Annotated in this window: 15 protein-coding genes; 8 read left to right on the forward strand and 7 right to left on the reverse strand. The window is 58.9% G+C overall.

The window, feature by feature from the left end:
* Window positions 1-32: 32 nt before the first annotated feature.
* The 4 genes from GSQ94_RS05565 to GSQ94_RS05580 form a co-directional block, all read right to left on the reverse strand.
* Window positions 33-1,724: a metallopeptidase TldD-related protein gene (locus tag GSQ94_RS05565; protein ID WP_158942308.1), complete on the reverse strand. Its 1,692-nt coding sequence runs from the start codon at window positions 1,722-1,724 to the stop codon at window positions 33-35.
* The gene (locus GSQ94_RS05570; RefSeq protein WP_158942309.1) at window positions 1,724-3,484 is read right to left on the reverse strand and encodes a metallopeptidase TldD-related protein; all 1,761 of its coding nucleotides are present in this window, start codon (window positions 3,482-3,484) and stop codon (window positions 1,724-1,726) included. The genes GSQ94_RS05565 and GSQ94_RS05570 overlap by 1 nt, the downstream gene beginning before the upstream one ends.
* A 149-nt stretch (window positions 3,485-3,633) precedes the next feature.
* Entirely contained in the window at window positions 3,634-3,987 is a 354-nt protein-coding gene (locus GSQ94_RS05575; RefSeq protein ID WP_158942310.1) for a hypothetical protein, read from the reverse strand.
* Window positions 3,972-4,529, reverse strand: a complete 558-nt coding sequence (locus GSQ94_RS05580) for an RNA polymerase sigma factor (protein ID WP_158942311.1) — start codon at window positions 4,527-4,529, stop codon at window positions 3,972-3,974. Before GSQ94_RS05580 ends, GSQ94_RS05575 begins: the two co-directional genes overlap by 16 nt.
* A gap of 99 nt (window positions 4,530-4,628) precedes the next feature.
* On the opposite strand from GSQ94_RS05580, the gene GSQ94_RS05585 reads away from it, so the two are divergent.
* The 3 genes from GSQ94_RS05585 (at window position 4,629) to GSQ94_RS05595 (ending at window position 6,863) form a co-directional block, all read left to right on the forward strand.
* Window positions 4,629-5,084 (forward strand): DUF6249 domain-containing protein, encoded by a 456-nt coding sequence (locus GSQ94_RS05585; protein ID WP_158942312.1) that lies wholly within the window; start codon window positions 4,629-4,631, stop codon window positions 5,082-5,084.
* Between the two features lie 82 nt (window positions 5,085-5,166).
* A complete protein-coding gene (locus GSQ94_RS05590) occupies window positions 5,167-6,495 on the forward strand; it encodes a M48 family metallopeptidase (RefSeq protein WP_254063668.1) in 1,329 nt (442 codons plus the stop codon).
* Between the two features lie 11 nt (window positions 6,496-6,506).
* Complete coding sequence (locus GSQ94_RS05595; protein WP_371417448.1) at window positions 6,507-6,863, forward strand: histidine triad nucleotide-binding protein; 357 nt, start codon at window positions 6,507-6,509, stop codon at window positions 6,861-6,863.
* Between the two features lie 85 nt (window positions 6,864-6,948).
* Here GSQ94_RS05595 and GSQ94_RS05600 read toward each other — a convergent pair whose 3' ends face one another.
* Entirely contained in the window at window positions 6,949-8,073 is a 1,125-nt protein-coding gene (locus tag GSQ94_RS05600) for a response regulator (RefSeq protein WP_158942314.1), read from the reverse strand.
* A 998-nt stretch (window positions 8,074-9,071) separates the two neighbouring features.
* Here GSQ94_RS05600 and GSQ94_RS05605 point away from each other — a divergent pair.
* Both GSQ94_RS05605 and GSQ94_RS05610 read left to right on the forward strand, forming a co-directional pair.
* Window positions 9,072-9,758, forward strand: a complete 687-nt coding sequence (locus GSQ94_RS05605) for an OmpH family outer membrane protein (protein ID WP_158942315.1) — start codon at window positions 9,072-9,074, stop codon at window positions 9,756-9,758.
* Between the two features lie 168 nt (window positions 9,759-9,926).
* A complete protein-coding gene (locus GSQ94_RS05610) occupies window positions 9,927-10,604 on the forward strand; it encodes an OmpH family outer membrane protein (RefSeq protein ID WP_158942316.1) in 678 nt (225 codons plus the stop codon).
* Between the two features lie 439 nt (window positions 10,605-11,043).
* Here GSQ94_RS05610 and lepA read toward each other — a convergent pair whose 3' ends face one another.
* A complete protein-coding gene (gene lepA / locus GSQ94_RS05615; protein ID WP_158942318.1) occupies window positions 11,044-12,846 on the reverse strand; it encodes a translation elongation factor 4 in 1,803 nt (600 codons plus the stop codon).
* A 123-nt stretch (window positions 12,847-12,969) separates the two neighbouring features.
* Here lepA and GSQ94_RS05620 point away from each other — a divergent pair, with 123 nt between their 5' ends.
* The 3 genes from GSQ94_RS05620 to GSQ94_RS21060 all read left to right on the forward strand — a co-directional run bounded on the left by GSQ94_RS05620 (window position 12,970) and on the right by GSQ94_RS21060 (window position 16,492).
* Entirely contained in the window at window positions 12,970-13,494 is a 525-nt protein-coding gene (locus tag GSQ94_RS05620; protein WP_158942320.1) for a GNAT family N-acetyltransferase, read from the forward strand.
* 200 nt (window positions 13,495-13,694) lie between these two features.
* Window positions 13,695-15,563: a transglycosylase SLT domain-containing protein gene (locus GSQ94_RS05625; protein ID WP_254063669.1), complete on the forward strand. Its 1,869-nt coding sequence runs from the start codon at window positions 13,695-13,697 to the stop codon at window positions 15,561-15,563.
* A 155-nt stretch (window positions 15,564-15,718) separates the two neighbouring features.
* Window positions 15,719-16,492 carry a hypothetical protein gene (locus tag GSQ94_RS21060; protein WP_216843017.1) on the forward strand — a complete coding sequence of 258 codons (774 nt, stop codon included), beginning with the start codon at window positions 15,719-15,721 and terminating at the stop codon, window positions 16,490-16,492.
* 76 nt (window positions 16,493-16,568) lie between these two features.
* Here GSQ94_RS21060 and GSQ94_RS05635 read toward each other — a convergent pair whose 3' ends face one another.
* Complete coding sequence (locus GSQ94_RS05635; RefSeq protein ID WP_158942322.1) at window positions 16,569-17,117, reverse strand: peroxiredoxin; 549 nt, start codon at window positions 17,115-17,117, stop codon at window positions 16,569-16,571.
* Window positions 17,118-17,174: the final 57 nt, after the last annotated feature.

Raw genomic sequence — 17,174 nt, forward strand, 5'->3', positions numbered from 1 at the left:
TTCTTCCTTAACCTTTCCGCGGATTCGATCGGCTACTTGCCGGGCAGCGCAGGCGGCTCGTAGTAAGGCAGCTTCTGCTGCTCTAGCGTGGCGCGCTTTACACCGATGTCGTCGAAGAGCATGCTGGGCGCGATGGTGGTTTGCGGTACGGTGCCGAGGGAGTTTGAGACGTAGGGATCATTGCCCGCGGCCACGATGTCGGAGCGCAGGCTGCGGTTGTCGAGCTCGTCGAAGATGGCACCGCGAACTAACTGGCGGGTGCCGTCAGGGTGCACGAGATAGAGCAGGCGCGGCAGCAGTTCACCGCCGAGGGTCTCGACCGAGTAAACATCGCGGCCCTGCTCCTTCGCCATCGTGAGGAGGCGTTTATTGAGTTCCTCTCGCGAGAGCGGCTGGCTGGATTTGACCAGAATGACTCCTGCGCGGGAGTGCGCCGCCTGTGCGGGAGCGGCGCGGCCATGGCCGTTCGAGGTGTCGAAGTCCCGGACGGGTTCGCGGCCGATGAGGAAGTTCTCCAGCTTGCCGCTGACGACGATATCGACCGACTGTGCAGGGACGCCTTCGTCGTCAAAGGTGTAGGCGCCAAGCAAGGCCTTGCCGTCGAACTTTGCCTGGAGCGGATCATCGGTAACGCTGAGCATCTGCGGCAGGACGCGCGCTTTGAAGCTCGAAGAGTAGGCACCGGTAGTGCGGGCAGTCGTGCCCATCTCGGGCCGGTCGGCTTCGATGTTGGGGACGAAGAGACGATCGATCACGTCGGCGGCTGCGTCTCCGCTGAACAGGACTGGCCCATGATAATCGTCCGCGGAGACTACGGGTGCGTTACGCAACTCCTCGTAGCTCTTGAGGTCTTCGATGGCACGCTTGCGAAAAGCGCTGGCGCTCTCGAGATCCTTTGCGCTGGCGGCAACCGTGCCGTTGTCGCGGCTCAGACGCATGCCGTCTGCGGCCTGTCCCCCCACGCTGATGGCGCCGTCATATCCGGTGTAACCCTGACGCAGCACGGTGCCTTCGGTATTGACGAGATAACGGTTAAGCGCGATGCCGCGAATGTTTGCGACGGAGTACTGTACGTGCTCGGCGAAGGGACGCACCTGCTTGTCAGAGGAGAAGAGACCGCTGACTTCGACGATGCGGCGCTTCCACTCGTCGCGATCAAGGTCGAGAGTGGCGAGTGGCGAGATCTGTACGACAGGCTTCGCCTGGGCAAAGTCGGGTTGGGCCTGCGCGGACTGAAACTGCTTCAGCGCAGCTTGTTTTGTCGAGTACGCACGCAGGGCGTTCTTGTACGCGGTGTCGGTCGCAGTCCAGAGAGCATATCGTAGAGCTTCCGGATTGTCGTCGGTAGGGGCAAGCTCAAGACTGCCGTCGCCACGGCTGGTGCTGCTGTCGGTGGTGTAGTCGCCGATGCGGACGGTGACGCGAACGATGCGCTGACGGTTTTCCTCTTCGCGAGTGAGCGCGCCGTAGTTCGCGACCGCCTCATAAGAGGTCATATCATCTAGTCGGTACTCCACGTAGTAGGGCCGCTGCATGCCGGGAAGCAGAAGAGACTTCTCGCGGTCGAGCTCTAACTGCATGGCGCGGAGAAGAGGATCATTCGCCGGCGCAGCAGTCTGTGCAGCTGCGCTATTTGTGTCTGCCACCGTGCTGAGCAAAGCTGCAGAGTAAAGCACGGAGGAGAGCAGGCCGCAGATTTGTAACTTACGTAGATGCAATTTCATTATTGGGCCACCTTTCCACCGCCTGCTGAGTCCGCTCCAGGCGGAGGAAGAATGGGCGGACGCGCTGTGCCCTGTGCCTGGCGCTGGGTTTCGATCTCGCTGACGAGCATGGCAGGAGCAACTGCGCTGACGGGGATACTGCCCGACTCGGCTCCGCAGATGCCGTTGAAGACGTCCTGCTTGTCGTTAGTGGCGAGGATGCGGTTGAGCGCGGCCTGGGGCGTGCCTACGATGCTGACGCCGCGCACGAGTTCGTCTGGGCGGCCATCCACGTAGACGCGATAGACGACCAGCGGAATGACCTGGAAGGCCTGCGGCGAGCGGCGGGTGGTAACTGCAAAGCCAGAGGAGATGTCTTCAAAGTAGAGGCCGTAGGCTTTGCCCTGTTTTTTAGCTTCGGCCTTCAACATCTCGCGCAGCTCCGCGTCGCTGACGGTCTTCGAGGAGGTGACGATGAGGTTTCCCTGGCGGCCGGTGGGCATGTGGCCGGTCTCGGCGCGGCCGTGGCCATTTGAGGTAGAGAAGCTGGCGATAGGAAGACGCGACATCAGGAAGGTATCGAGGACACCGTCTTTGATCAGGTCGACGCGGCGCGCCTGTTGGCCCTCATCGTCGTAGCTGTAGTGGCCGCTGAGAGGCGTGCCGTGGAAGTCGGTGAGCGTGGGATCGTCGGAGACGCTGAGAAACGTCGGCAGAATCTGCTTGCCCAGGAGCTTGGTGAAGGTCTGTCCTTCGTCGTCTCCACGCTGGCGTTGTCCTTCGAGGCGATGCCCCAGGACTTCGTGGAAGAAGACCGCCGAGGCGCGGCCACTGAGAATTGCGGGACCGTTGAAGGGCTCAGTGACGGGAGCCTCGCGGAGAGCTTCGAGATTTTTGGCCATCGCCATGGTCTTGTCGGTGAGGGTCTTCTGATCGGGAAGATGCGCAACCTCGTCGGCCTCGAAGGTCTCGGCGCGGAAGAGATCCATGCCGTCGGCGGCGCGGGTGCGGGCCACGATGACCAGGCGAGCAACATGATTCGGAGTCGCGACCTTGGCGCCTTCGGAGGAGACGAAGTAGTCCGTCTCGGTGGAAGCTTCGAGCGCGACGTTGTTATAGAAGACGTCTGGGTATTGCTTGAAGAGGCCGGAGAGTTCGCGCAGACGAGTCTGCCAGGTGGCGGTGTCGACGACCAACGCAGGAGAAGGCGGCAGGATCGCAGACGCAGGTGTCTCCTTCGAGAAGTCCGCGGATGCGTCCTCTTCTTTGGCACGAACCTGCTGTTCGGTCTTCACCTTCAGATAACCGTCGAGTGCCTTCCCGTAGCCGCGGTTGGTGGCGAACCAGAGCGTACGCGCGATGGCGTCGCTGTCGTTGGCAAGAGGCAGCGGAATGGTAGTGAGGGCGCTGTTGCGATGATCGCCATGAGTATTGTCTTCGGCGGGAGTGCCGAGACGAACCTGAACGTCGGCAGTGCGCCGGTGGCTTTGATGAGAGCCGGTGATGGCGCCGAACTGCGCGGTAAGGCTCATGTTGTCGCTGTCGGAGACGGCGTAGCTGAGGAAGTAGGGCTTCGGTTGTTGGGTAGCGTCGGTTGCGGTGTTGCCGAGCGAGTTCATCGCGCGATGCAGCTCCGACTCCATAGTGTCGATCAGGACCGCTGCCGGTGCGGTTTCAGGACTTTTGGTTGCTGCTGCCGCGATGGGGCTGACGGAGGAGATTGCGACCACTACCAAACCGGCAAGACCCACGCCGGCTACTGCCACTCTTTGTCTCTTCATGGAAAGGGAAACTCGTTTCGCCTGCAAAATACGCCTGCTGCCGAGTGTATCGGAAGTGTCGATGCCGCGCGCACCAGCTTGCGCTTTGCGGCCTTGGCGCAGATGACTGCTGGTTGGACGCAGTGGCGCGGGTTTGGTCGACAGGCGGCCTAGCTCACTCCATGGCGCCGAACGCTGATCCATATGGTGAGCGCGAGGAACTGGGTCAGCAGGAGAGACTCCGCCAGTCCGAAGCCGGCGTGCCTGCCGTTGTGCAGTGTCAGGACGATAAGCACCGCCAGCGTAAGGAGCATACCGAGGAAGACTGCATGTTCGCCGTAGTGGGTGGCGGTGACGAACTCCGGCCGGCGTGCAGGGAGGTTACGGGCGACACGGGCAGCAAAGTCAGCGGGGATGTCGACTTCGGGCGCAGCCTCGAGAGCACGGAGGAGGCGCTGGTCCAGCTCGTGCTCGAGATCTGCGGCTCTCTCTTCGGGCTGCGTGTTCTTCAAGTCGTCTGACATGCCGGTCTCCTCTCGTTTGTTTGACGTTGCTGAATGGCTTCGCGGAGTTTTTTTCTCCCGCGGTGCAGATGAGTTCGAACCGTGCCGATCGGCATCCCCAGTGCGTACGAGATCTGCTCGTAAGTGCGCTCCTCTTGATGATAGAGAATGAGGATGGTTCGCTCAATCTTGCTGAGAAGTTGAAGCTGCTCTTCGACGGCCTGCTGAAACTCGCGCTCCTCTATCTTCTGCTCTGCGTTGCGGTCCGGGTGCGCGAGACGCTCCTCCCAGTCAGACGTTTCGTCGGAGAGTGAGATGTGGGAGCGATCGTCACGGCGACGTCGCTTCCACTCGTCCTGCGCGACGTTGACGGCGATGCGATAGAGATAGGTGGTAATAAGTGCCTCTCCGCGAAAGCTGGGGAGTGCACGGTAGAGGCGGAGGAAGACGTCCTGGGCGAGATCGTCGAGATGCTCTCGGCTTCCGGTCAGGCGCAGCAGGGTGCGGAAGACCATGGACTGATGTTCGCGTACCAGCTGTTCGAAGGTGAGATCGGCGTCCAAGCGGGGTTAGACCATAGAGTGCTCCTAAAGTTTCATTGGCGCGAGTGAAACTTTGCAGAAGTGTTCCGGTCTAACGCGGGCAGAAAGAGGAGGTAGCCCATGGATTTTATGATGAGTCCTTTTATTGTGCCGGTGGCCGGTTGCGCCGTCGGTGCCGTCGCCATCATTTCAGGTATCTGGTTTGAAGCCCAACAACGCCGAAACAAGGCGGAACAACGCATGGCCATGATTGCGCGTGGCATTCCGATCGCCGAGATCGAGAAGCTCTTAGGCAGTGGCGACGAGGAGAAGCGCGTTAGAGACCCGCTGCGCAGTCTCGGCAACGCACGGCGTACAGGAATAGTTTTGGTCTCGGTTGGGATGGGGTTGATCCTGTTTTTTGTGGCCCTCAGCGTTATTGTGCAGGAGCGGGATGTATTGGCAGGATCAGCCGCCGGCATCATCCCGCTGGCGATTGGAATTGGCTTCTTCATCGACTACAACCTGCAGAAGCGCGAGCTGTCGCGCTTCGGGTTGGAGATTAGCGCGGAGCCTGGAGCTGAGTTGCAGAGGTGATTCGCGATCGCGCAGGGTGCGGGCTTTGCGTTGGCCTTGGCGGATCAGGCACACTGGCTTCACGGTGGATGGAGCCTTTAGATTGAGATTGTTGAATGTGCGCGCAGTTTTGCTGCTTCTGGCGATCGGCCTCCTGGTTGTGACGATCGCGTCGTCGCGGGTGCTGAGGGCGACTCCAACCGAAGCGCAGGCTCTCCGGGAGGCCGCGCAGAATCGAACGGCCTATACGCTGCCGCCAGAGAAGCTCAAGTTAGCCAAGGAGCTGTTTCGCGATCGCACCGTGCTCCACTTTGCCTCGGAGGGCTGGGGGATTCTGCAACTGGTGCTACTGCTTGTGCTGGGTGTACCCGCGCGGATGCGTGATGCTGCAGAGAGAGTGACAAAGAGTCGGTGGGGCCAGTGTTTTGTCTTTGTCTTTCTCTTCCTGCTGCTGACTACGCTGTTGAATGCGCCGCTGCGGCTCTATGGACATCACGTATCGCTGGTGTATGGGCTCTCGGTGCAGCGATGGGAAAGCTGGTTTGCGGATTGGGGCAAGAGTTTTCTGCTGACATGGCTGGTGGCGGGCGTGCTGGTGATGGTGCTGTTTTGGGTAATCCGGAGGTCGCCGAAGCACTGGTGGTTCTGGTTCTGGATCCCGACGATGATCGCCGTGTTGTTTGGGATCTTCGTCTCGCCGGTTCTGGTCGATCCTCTCTTCAACAAGTTCGAACCCCTCCAGCAACGCGATCCCGCGCTGGTGGCGCAGCTGGAGCGGGTAGTGGCTCGCAGCGGAGTCGCTATGCCGCCGAACAGGATGTTCTTCATGCGAGCCAGCAGCAAGGTAACGAGCATGAACGCCTACGTCACCGGCTTCGGACCCTCGAAGCGGCTGGTGTTGTGGGATACGACGATCGCGGCCGCGACGCACGATGAGCTCGCCGGAGTCTTCGGACATGAGCTTGGCCACTATGCGCTCCACCACATTGTGCGTGGTCTGCTGTTCAGCGCGGTGTTTCTGCTTCTCGGATTCTTCGTGGGACAGCGAATGACGAGTTGGCTCGTCGCGAAGTATGGTGCGCGATGGGGGATTCGCTCTCAGAGCGACTGGGCCTGCCTGGCGGTTCTGGTGCTGGGATTGAATATTCTGAACTTTATCTCTGAGCCCTTTGAAAACGCGGTGAGCCGTTCGATGGAACATGCCGCCGACGTGTACGGGCAGGAGGCGATTCACGGCATCGTCGCCGACCCGCAAACCACCACACAGCAAGGTTTCCAGAAACTTGGAGAGAACTCGCTCGACGATCCAACGCCACATCCATGGGTCGATTTCTGGACCGACGGACACCCCTCCACTGCAAGCCGCGCGGCCTTCGCACTGGCGTATAACCCCTGGACAGCAGGGCAGCATCCGAAGTACTTTCAACCATAATGAAGGTCAAGTTGAGCAACTCCGCATCTTCCGACTGCCTCTTCTGCCGGATCGTAGCCGGAGATATTCCGGCGAACCGCGTCTACGAAGATGAGTTCTGCATCGGGTTTCCCGATATCAATCCCCAGGCTCCCACGCACCTGCTGATCATTCCCAAACAACACATCGCTTCGACGGCGAAGTCAGACGCGAAAGACGCGGCGCTCTTAGGTTCGCTGATGTCGGCTGCGGCGGAGATCGCGCGCAGCGAGAATCTAAGCAAAGGCTACCGGATCGTCGTAAACACAGGCGATGACGGCGGGCAGACGGTGAACCACCTGCACCTTCATCTGCTGGGCGGCAGACACATGACCTGGCCCCCGGGTTAGTTCTTAAAAAAGCTGAGCCCGAGAGAATCTCCCGGGCTCTAACTGGACTTCGTCAAACTTCAGCCGCAAGGGTTTGCCCTCTGACTTATTGGTTGAAGTTCGGCTCTTCTTCCTCTTCCATCCCATAGCGGCGGAGGAGGTTCGGCAGGTTCTGCGAGAAGGCTGCGCGCGGCATCACGGTGTCGCAACCAGCTTCTACAGCCTTCGCCTTCAGATCTCCCTGCAGGTGCGACAGGAAGCCGACAATGGAGGTGCTGCGCTTGAGCTTCGCCTTCAACTTGGGAATCAGCGTCAAAGGCTTGGCGTTCGCGTTGTTGAGATCGAAGACGATCAGACCTGGACGGTCCTCTTCTTCGCCGCCAACGAGTGCGGCGATGGCCTCTTTATCGTTCTTGACGAATGCGATCTTGACCCCGAGCTTGCGTGCAGTCTCGGAGATTTTGGCGATGAAGAAGAGATCTTCGATGAAAAAGAAAATCTTCGTCGGCGCATCTTCCGCAATCGGAATAGCGCGGCCCTGAGAGTAGTCGATGGGTTGCGAGTCGCTCTGATAGCTACGGCCGCCGCCATGACCATTGCTGCGGCCCTGGTAGTTGCCGTTATGCGAGTCCATGGTGGAGGGCGGAGTGTCCGCGAAGTTGCCGTTCACTGCGCGATAGCTGTGGTCCATGGGGCCGACAAAGCTGCGAGGTCCGCGCGATTGCTGCCTGCCGCCGCCACCCTTGCGCTTGAACCCGCCACTGTTGTTGCCGGGCTGATGGGTGTCGCGATCGCGATAGCCGCCGCCGTTGCTACTGAACCCGCCACCATTGCTTCCGCTGGCGACGTTGCCGGGATTCTCCGGCGAGCGCGGACGGTCGCGGTCACGGAACTTCTTCTTCCAGCGCTTTGCCGTGGGCGAGCCATTCTGCTGCTGGCCTGCGCCGGCCTGAAAACCTTGTCCGCCCTGCGGCTGGATGGGTTGTGGAGCGGCTGAACCCTGAAGGGAGCCGATGGGCTGCCCTGCGCCCTGTTCGCCCGACTGGACACTCTGCGGAGCGTCCGGTCCTTTGCTCTTCCGCTTGCGGCGGCGGCGGCGGCTGCTTTTGGACTGACCCATGCCGTGCGGGATATTCTGCCCGGCAAATTGCGCCTCTCCGTCCTGCTGGACGGGGGACATTGTCGAACCCTGGTGAGAATCTACCTCGGGTACATTCTGCTCTGAAGTCATGCTTCCACTTCCTATTGCTTTAGATCGCAATTAGCGTTTTCTCCCACGCAGACGGCCTCTTCTTCCCCGTGAGATTCACGGAGGAGGAACCAAACCGGTTTTGCAGCGTCGGATGAAACGGTCTCAAGTTTTACTCGAACGGACGTCTTCTTTTGGTATTCGGCTGTCATCACACCGGCAATCCGCCGGCTACGCGCAACCTGGAGCGCCTGACAGCGGCGAACCTTCTTTTCACCCTCTACCTGTTTGCGACAGAGTCCGACAAATCCGGTCTACTGTAATCCTGTGTCTTTGCCGCCTCCACGAACTCTGACGGCACACAGCGATCGGCACCCACAGCCGGTTCACAAGGCAACTTCAAGGGTACGCCCAATGAAGTCACTTGGCAAGAACTCTCTTCTACGACTTCTGGGGCGTATCTACTCTCGAAATCAGAAGGACCGCTTCATGGAAGCGGTCCTTCACATCCTAATGGCCAGTCACTGGCCTCCTGAAAAACTTCCGATGAAGGAAGCAGACCTCCGGACTTACGGTCCACACCATCGGTTGGGTGTAGCTTCTGCTGAGCCGGGGCATTGTCTGGCACACACCGGATCAAGCCAACGTGTTGCCTTTCATCAAGAAGCAATTTAATCACCAAAAGCAGGATCACCCATTCCTTGGCAAACTCTGCGACATACCACCAAACCGACGCCCAAAGATTCTGAAAATGGAAGATTCACGCGGAAGCGTTCCATATTTCAATAGTGCAATTGCGGAAATTGCGTCCAATTGACCCTTGTCCGGCTGGACCCTATAATCTATGTGTTCCGGCAGCCCTCTCGTTTTGCTGCCGATTTGCTGGTACGGAAGTCGGTCCGATCGAGGTAAAAGATGACGCACTCTGTCTTAAGAGTGTGTTGATCGAGTGGATGGAGGGAACGGCCCAGACGGCACGCGATGGTGCGCCCGAAGCCGTACAAGGTTTGACCAATCCCTGAAGGAGTACCACACACCGCATGAATCGTACCTTTGCTTTTGCTACCGCTCTCGCTGCGGCAATGACGTCCGCTGCAGGCGTGGCTCAGACCGCAGCCGCTCCCGCCGCAGCTTCTACCCAGACAGCGCCCGCTCCCGTCGCGCCTCACGCAATTCCCGCGAAGATCGCCACCATTGAGTTCGAGCAGGTCGCAGCCGCAACTAACGAAGGACAGCGCGCCCTGCAGACCCTGCAAAAGAAGTACGAGCCGAAGGGCGCCGAACTGCAGGCCAAGTCCCAGGAGATCGATACCCTGAAGAAGCAGTTGCAGAGCGCTCCCGCGACGATGACAGAAGCGGATCGCGCTGCAAAAGTCCGCGCCATCGACATCAAGGAGAAGCAGCTGCAGCGCGACGGCGAAGATGCCCAGCAGGCCGTTTCCGCAGAGCAGCAGCAGGCCGTCGGTGTGGTTGCGAAGAAGCTCGCGCCGATCGTCAAGAAGTACGTGGAAGACAATGGCTACACTATGCTGCTCGATATCACCGGCCAGCAGGGTGGTTCGATGAGCGTTCTCTGGACCAGCGAGGGGACTGATATCTCGCGCGCTGTTCTCGATGCGTACAACACATCGTCGGGAATCGCCGCACCGGTCCCTTCCGCACCAACCCCCGCAGCTCGTCCGCACGCCTCGGCCGCTCCCAAGCCGGCGCTGCCGCCGAAGCAGTAACCCTGCGTGATGGAGTTCGGCTACGGGGAGTAAGCCTGGTTGGATACTCCCGGTAGACTCCGAAGACCGAATCGCTCCCTTGAAGCAAATTCAACTTTTCGAGATGTTTTGTAACCAGTGATGGAACGATCAAATCGATCGAAACTCTGAAGGAGTACCACAGACCGCATGAATCGCACCCTCGTTCTTATCTCCGCGCTTAGCGCCGGATTGATGACCACCGCCGGAGTCTCCCAGACCGCTGCAGCACCAGCTCCTGCTACCGCTGCATCCGCCGCCGTCGAGCCGCAGGCCATCCCCGCAAAGATCGCGCTGGTTGCCTTCGAGCAGGCGGTCTTCGCCACCAATGAAGGCCAGCGCTCCGTCCAGCAGATTCAGGACAAGTACAAGCCCAAAAAGGATCAGATCGACACGCTCTCGAAGGAGGTCGATTCGCTCAAGGCTCAGTTGCAGAGCGCTCCCGCAACTCTTCCCGATGAAGAGCGCGCCAGCCGCCTGCGCAACATCGATACGAAAGAGAAGGAGCTGAACCGCAACGCCGAGGATGCTCAGACTGCTTACAACGCGGATCTGCAGGAAGCCTACGGCAAGGTCGCGGCGAAGGTATCTGTAACATTGAAAGATTATGTGAGCAAGAATGGTTACACCTTGCTGCTCGATGTCAGTGGACAGCAGAGCAACGTAATGTGGGCAAATCAGAGCACCGATGTGACCCAGGCCATCGTGACGGCGTACAACACCGCGTCGGGTGTCGCTGCGCCTCCGCCGTCGGGCCCGTCTTCTCCGGCCCCCACAACGGCTCGTCCACGTCCAACGACTCCTAAACCCGCCGCACCCAAGCAGTAGTCACAGGACCAAATATCGCTACGCAGCGAACGGAGGCTCGCGAGAGCTTCCGTTCACTGCGTAGTGGCTCTTTTTAAGAGCCTAAGCACAGGAACCCTGTGGAAAAATCTGTGGATCGCGGAGAGCGCAAACTCATTTTCCGTCAGCTGCGGCTGGCGTCAACTTCTGCCTCCCTTTCACGTCGTATGGGCTAAGTGCATACGAATAAAAGGCTTGGAAGGAAGAGGCTTTAGTTATTCCAGCGAACTATTCGCTGTTCCCGGCAACTAACGCTATTTCAAGGGTTTCCACAGATCAACGTTACGACCAGGTTACAAATTGTTGAATCCAACTCTTTACATCCGAGTTTGTCCACCTAAAAAAGCTAGCAACTTGATCGTATTTGGACTGAGAGTTGCCCCTGGAGGGCCAGAGTTCTTCTCGACCATCCAAGGAAGGTTTATTCCTCTCCGACCTTCAACACGGCCAGGAAGGCCTCCTGCGGAATGTCGACCTTGCCGATCCTCTTCATCCGCTTCTTTCCTTCTTTCTGCTTCTCCAGCAGCTTGCGCTTTCGGCTGATATCCCCGCCGTAGCACTTCGCGATGACGTTCTTGCGAATCGCAGTAACTGTCTCGCGCGCGATGACCTTGGAGCCGATCGCAGCCTGGATGGCGACCTCGAACATCTGGCGCGGAATCAGTTCGCGCATCTTTGAAACGAGGGCACGGCCACGCTGCTGCGCAAAATCTTTATGGATGATGATCGACAGTGCATCCACGGGATCGCCGCCGATAAGAATCTCCATCTTGACCATCGGCGAAACCCACATCCCCGCAAGAGCATAGTCGAGCGACGCATAACCGCGCGAGACCGTCTTCAGGCGATCATAAAAATCCAGCACGATCTCGTTCAAAGGAAGTTCATACGTAATTAGAACGCGCGTGTCGGAGACATACTCCATATTCTGCTGCCGTCCGCGCTTCTCTTCGACCAGCTTCAATATGCCGCCGACGTACTCTTCATTGGTCAGGATCTTCGCCACGATCACTGGCTCTTCGATCTGCTCGATCTCGGTGGTATCGGGCCAGCGGGAGGGATTGTCCACCTCGCGCACGCTGCCGTCGGTCATGGTGATCTTGTAGCGCACGCCCGGTGCGGTGGTGATCAGGTCGAGATCGTACTCGCGCTCCAGGCGCTCCTGAATGATCTCGAGATGCAGCAGTCCCAGGAAGCCGCAGCGGAAGCCGAAGCCAAGCGCGACCGAAGACTCCGGCTCGAAGGAAAATGAAGCATCGTTGAGGCGAAGCTTCTCCAACGCATCGCGCAGCATGGCGTGCTCGTGGGAGTCGACCGTGTAAAGACCCGCGAAGACCATGCTCTTGATGTCTTCAAAGCCCGGCAGAGCTTCAGCGCAAGGGTTCTCGACCGAGGTGATGGTGTCGCCGACCTTGGTGTCTGCGACGTTCTTGATGGTGGCCACGAAAAAACCGACCTCGCCCGCGCTGAGTTCGGCAAGCTCTACCGGCTTCGGAGTCATCACGCCCATACTCTCAACGTCGAAGGTCTTTCCGTTCGACATCACCTTGATCTTCATGCCCTTGCGTAGCCGGCCATTGATGATGCGCGCGAGTACGATGACGCCTCTGTACGGATCGAACCAGCTATCGAAGATCAACGCCTGCAGCGGAGCCTCGGGGTCGCCTAACGGCTGCGGCAGAAGCGTGACGACAGCCTCGAGGATGCTGGCAACATTCAGTCCGGTCTTCGCGCTGACGGCGATGGCATCGTCCGCAGGCAGCCCAACCGACTTCTCAATCATCTCCTTCGTGCGCTCGATGTCGGCGCTGGGCAGGTCGATCTTGTTGATGATCGGAATAATCTCGAGTCCGTTCGAGATGGCGAGGTAGGCATTGGCAAGCGTCTGCGCCTCGACGCCCTGCGACGCATCGACGACCAGTAGTGCGCCCTCGCACGAAGCCAGTGACCGCGAGACCTCGTAGGAGAAGTCGACGTGGCCCGGCGTGTCGATCAGGTTGAGCTGATAAGTCTCGCCATCCTGCGCCTTGTACATCATGCGGACGGTGTGGGCTTTGATCGTGATGCCGCGCTCGCGCTCGAGGTCCATGGCGTCGAGCACCTGCGCCTGCATCTCGCGCGAGGTCAGCGAGCCGGTCAGCTCCAGCAGCCGGTCGGAAAGAGTGGACTTGCCATGGTCGATATGCGCGATGATCGCGAAGTTGCGGATGTGACTTGGATCCATTTTGTAGCTGGGTAGCCTCAATATCCATCTTAACACCCGCACGGCGGGACGACGCATCCTGGTTCTGGCCGTCAGCTATGCAAAAGCGGCAACTTTGCGTAAGCTGTGTGGTCAAATCTCTCCATGGCCTTCACGATTCGGAAGGGTGAACTCGAAGACGCAGCCTCCATCGCGCTGGTTCACGTCGAAAGCTGGAAGACTACTTATCGCGGGATCGTCCCCGAATCTTATCTGGCGTCTATGAATCTTGAGTCGCGAACCGAGCTTTGGAAGGCCCAGCTTCTCTCACCTGACACGCTGATCTTTGTAGCCGAAGACGAATCCGGAGTCTTCGGTTTTGCCGCAGGAGGAAGAGCGCGAGAGAGCATGGAGCACTGCGATGCAGAGATCTACGCGATCTACCTCCTCCACCTTCAACAAGGCCAAGGTGCAGGACGCACCCTGATGCAGACGCTGGCCAACAGCCTGAGGCGAGAAGGTTTCACCGGTGTCCTCGTATGGGTGTTAGAACAAAACCCTGGGGCCGCCTTCTACAAAAAGCTCGGCGGAGTCCAGGTCGCGCAGAAGTCGATCGAGATCGGCGGAGTGGATCTTTCGGAGATCGCGTTCGGCTGGCGAAGCATCGAACAATCTTTTTCGACACACTAAGCAATCATCTCTTTCACGGATTCGGAGTAACGAGGCGTGTATCGGTGTACGACGCTCTGTCTCTGCATTCGTACGATTCTTCTAAGCCGTACTCGTCTTTGTTCGCGCGGTGCAGATGATTGTGCGATTGAGACATCATTTACCGGTCGCGCGTCTTACAATTGGCAGGAACGATGGCGCGAATCACTTTAGGAAGTTCAATGCGGCGGTGGGCACTCGTGGTGAGCTGTGCGCCGCTGGTGATGCTCGCTGGCTGCCCACAGGACGACACGGCCTCGCCGGGCAAGGCTTCTGCCCAGACGACAGCTCCTGCGATTGCACAAGGCAAGACCTCAAGCACAGCGCAGCCCGGAGCAGCGGTTCCATCCACGGAGCAGGCCGTCGACAACTCTGCGAAGGCCTTCAAGGTGCAGCAACTCATCAACTCTGCCGAGGCAGCTTACCGCAGTGGAGTCGATAACTATCGCTCAGGCCATCTCGACGCGGCTCGGCTGGACTTCGACTCCGCCGTCGATCTGATGTTGACCAGCGGCATGGACCTCAAGACAGATCCACAGCTTGCCGATGAGTTCGATCATCTGTTGAATGCCGTGAACTCGCTTGAGATGGCAGCGCTGAAGCAAGGCAACGGATTCTCACCGAAGATCGAAGAGGCGCCGCTCGACACCGCCGAAGACCTCACCTTCCCGGCCAACCCCGAGCTGACCGCAAAGCTGAAGGCGGAGCTACAGATCAAATCCGACTTGCCTCTTGTCATCAACGACCAGGTCGCGGGCTACATCGGCTACTTCGCGAACTCGCCCTCCTTCCACGCCCACATGCTTCGCAGCATGGAGCGCGCTGGAAAATACAAGGCCATGATCCAGAAGGCGCTGACCGACCAGGGCGTGCCGCAGGATCTCATCTATCTTGCCGTCGCCGAGTCAGGTTTTCAGCCGCAAGTGCTCAACGCGAAGTCTGGAGCCGGCGGCATGTGGCAGTTTATGCCCACCGGCGCCTACGGCCTGGCGCGCAACGGCTACTTCGATGAGCGCTTCGATCCCGAAAAATCTTCGATCGCCTACGCAAAGTATATGAAGGCGCTCTACAACCAGTTCGGCGACTGGTACCTTGCGATGGCCGCCTACGACTGGGGTCCGGGCAACGTGCAGCGCGCCGTACAACGAACGGGGTATGCCGACTTCTGGGAGCTCTATCGGCGCAATGCACTGCCGAAGGAGACCCGTGACTACGTGCCCAAGATCCTAGCCGCAGTCATCATGGCGAAGAATCCCGAGAAGTATGGCTTGGACAAGATGGTGCCTGACGAAGCCGTGGTGTCGGACACCGTCTCGGTGGACTACGCGATCGATCTGCGCCTGGTCGCGGATGTGACCGACTCCACTCTGCAGGAGATCGTCGCGCTCAACCCGAGTCTGCTACGGATGACCACACCGCGCGATATCTCCTTCGACCTGCATATCCCGGTGGGCACGCGCGCTGCCTTTACCGAACGCCTTAAGGAGATTCCCGAAGACAAACGCAGCAGCTGGCGCTTCCATGTGGTGCGGGCTGGTGAGTCGCTCGACGGCATCGCAGGCGCTCTGCACGCTCGTGCGGCCGAGATCTCCGAGGTGAACGATCTGCCCGCAGGCGGCGCAGTCGATGCAGGAGACGAGCTCGTAGTACCCGTGACGACCGCCGCTGCGAGTGCCCGCCCGCAACGGTATGCCGTGCGTCGCGGAGACACGCTGGTCACCGTCGCCGATCGATTCGGCGTCTCTGTTGAAGAGCTGCGGCGATGGAATCATCTTTCGTCGAATACTGTGCGCCCGGGTGCGTCTCTCGCAGTAGCGGAGCCGGTGAAGCTCGCGCCTGGTACGCGCCTGCGCGGCAGGCGTGCTCGAACAGGAAGCCGCGCATACACTTCTTCGACCAGTGTTTCTCAGGGTGCGGCGCACTCCTCCGCCAAACACTCCGGCTCGAAGGCGAGTGGATTGACTGCAACAGGGAGGGCATCGAGTAAGAAAAATTTGGCGGCAGCGAAGCAGAGTGTGACATCCAAAACTAAAAAGAAAGCTACACGATAAGCTTCCTCACCAAAAAGAGTACTTGCCTTCGGTAGCGCTTGGATGCATCCTGTTGCTAGAATCTCGTGCCGGGAAGTAAACGAGTTTATCGCCGTAGCGAATTGTAAGACGAAGCAGAGAGCGCCGAAGGTAAGAGCAGTGAGGGGATAACAACAATGATGTTCGATGACACAATCAAGCTTTACGCAACTGCAGCCGATGACGATCACAGCTATGGCGATGAACCCGAAGACGACGAGGACGACCTGCACAGCTTCAGCGATGACGACGAAGAAGAAGAGGAGGTCACGATGACCTCGGATGACGATGACGACGAGGAAGACGAAGATCTGCACGGAACCCACGCAGAAGACGCAAAGGTCTTCGCGGCGCCAGCCTCGCCGATAAGCAGCTACCAGCCGGCGACGAAGCAGTCCGAAGTCCCGACGCCGATTCCGACCTCCACCCCGCCGACGAAGCCAGCTGCAAAGAAGGCCCCTGCGAAGAAAGCTGCTCCCGCCAAAAAGGCTGCTCCAGCAAAGGCGGCGAAAAAGGCAACCAAGCCGGCGGTCAAGAAGGCTGTTGCCAAGAAGGCTGTGGTTAAAAAGACTGCGACGAAGAAGGTTGCAGCAAAAAAAGTTCTGGCGAAGAAGGCAGCTCCAAAGAAAGCCTCCGCCAAATCGAAATCTGCCGCGAAGAAGGTCAGTGCTCTGCGCGGCGGTAAGGTCGCCCCTAAAAAGGCGGTCGGCAACAAGAGCACTGGAAGCAGTAAAAAACTAAAGACGAGAGGTACTACCTTGGCAACTAAGAAAGCAGCAAAGAAGGCTCCAGCGAAGAAGGCAGCAGCAAAGAAGGCTCCTGCTAAGAAGGCAGCCAAGAAGGCTCCTGCAAAGAAAGCCGTAAAGAAGGCTGTAAAAAAGGCACCAGCAAAGAAGGCCGTAAAGAAGTAACTAACACCAAGGCAAGCAAATAGGCCCGGACTCCTCAATTGAGAGCCCGGGCCTTTTTGCGTCTGCTGATAAGTATTTACTTTTTGTCGGCGTTGATTGCAGCCAGAACTTCCGTACTGTGAACATTGGGATCGACCTTCTCCCACACCTTGACGACCTTGCCTTCGGGCGAGATCAGGAAGGTCTCACGGTTGGCAAACTTCGCGACGCCGAAGTTCTTCACCGGAACGCCGTACATGTCGACGACCTTGTGATCCGGGTCGGCCAGCAGCTTGAAGCTGAACGTATCCTTCGAGCACCAGGTCTTATGGCCCTCGACGGTATCCAGGCTGACGCCGAGAACGACCGCATTCAGAGCGTCATACTTGGCGATGTCGCGCTGGAAGTTATGCGCCTCGATGGTGCAGCCGGTGGTCTGGTCCTTGGGGTAGAAGTAGAGGACGACCCACTTGCCCTTGTAGTCGGTCAGGCTGACGGGCTTGTCTTCCTGCGAGGGCAGGGTAAAGTTGGGCGCCGTGGCTCCAGCCTGTAGTGTATCTGCCGCGGGCGCTGCATGGGCTCTCAGGCCTACGCCGCACGCCGCTGCTATGCCGATGATTGCTGCGATCCAAACTGCTTTGCGCATGGTGGTTCCCCTTATAGGTTTCTTTTTGCTGTAGACGTCTGGTAGCCGCACGAAGAC

It is taken from the genome of Granulicella sp. S190 (genome assembly GCF_009766095.1).
Lineage (GTDB): Bacteria > Acidobacteriota > Terriglobia > Terriglobales > Acidobacteriaceae > Edaphobacter.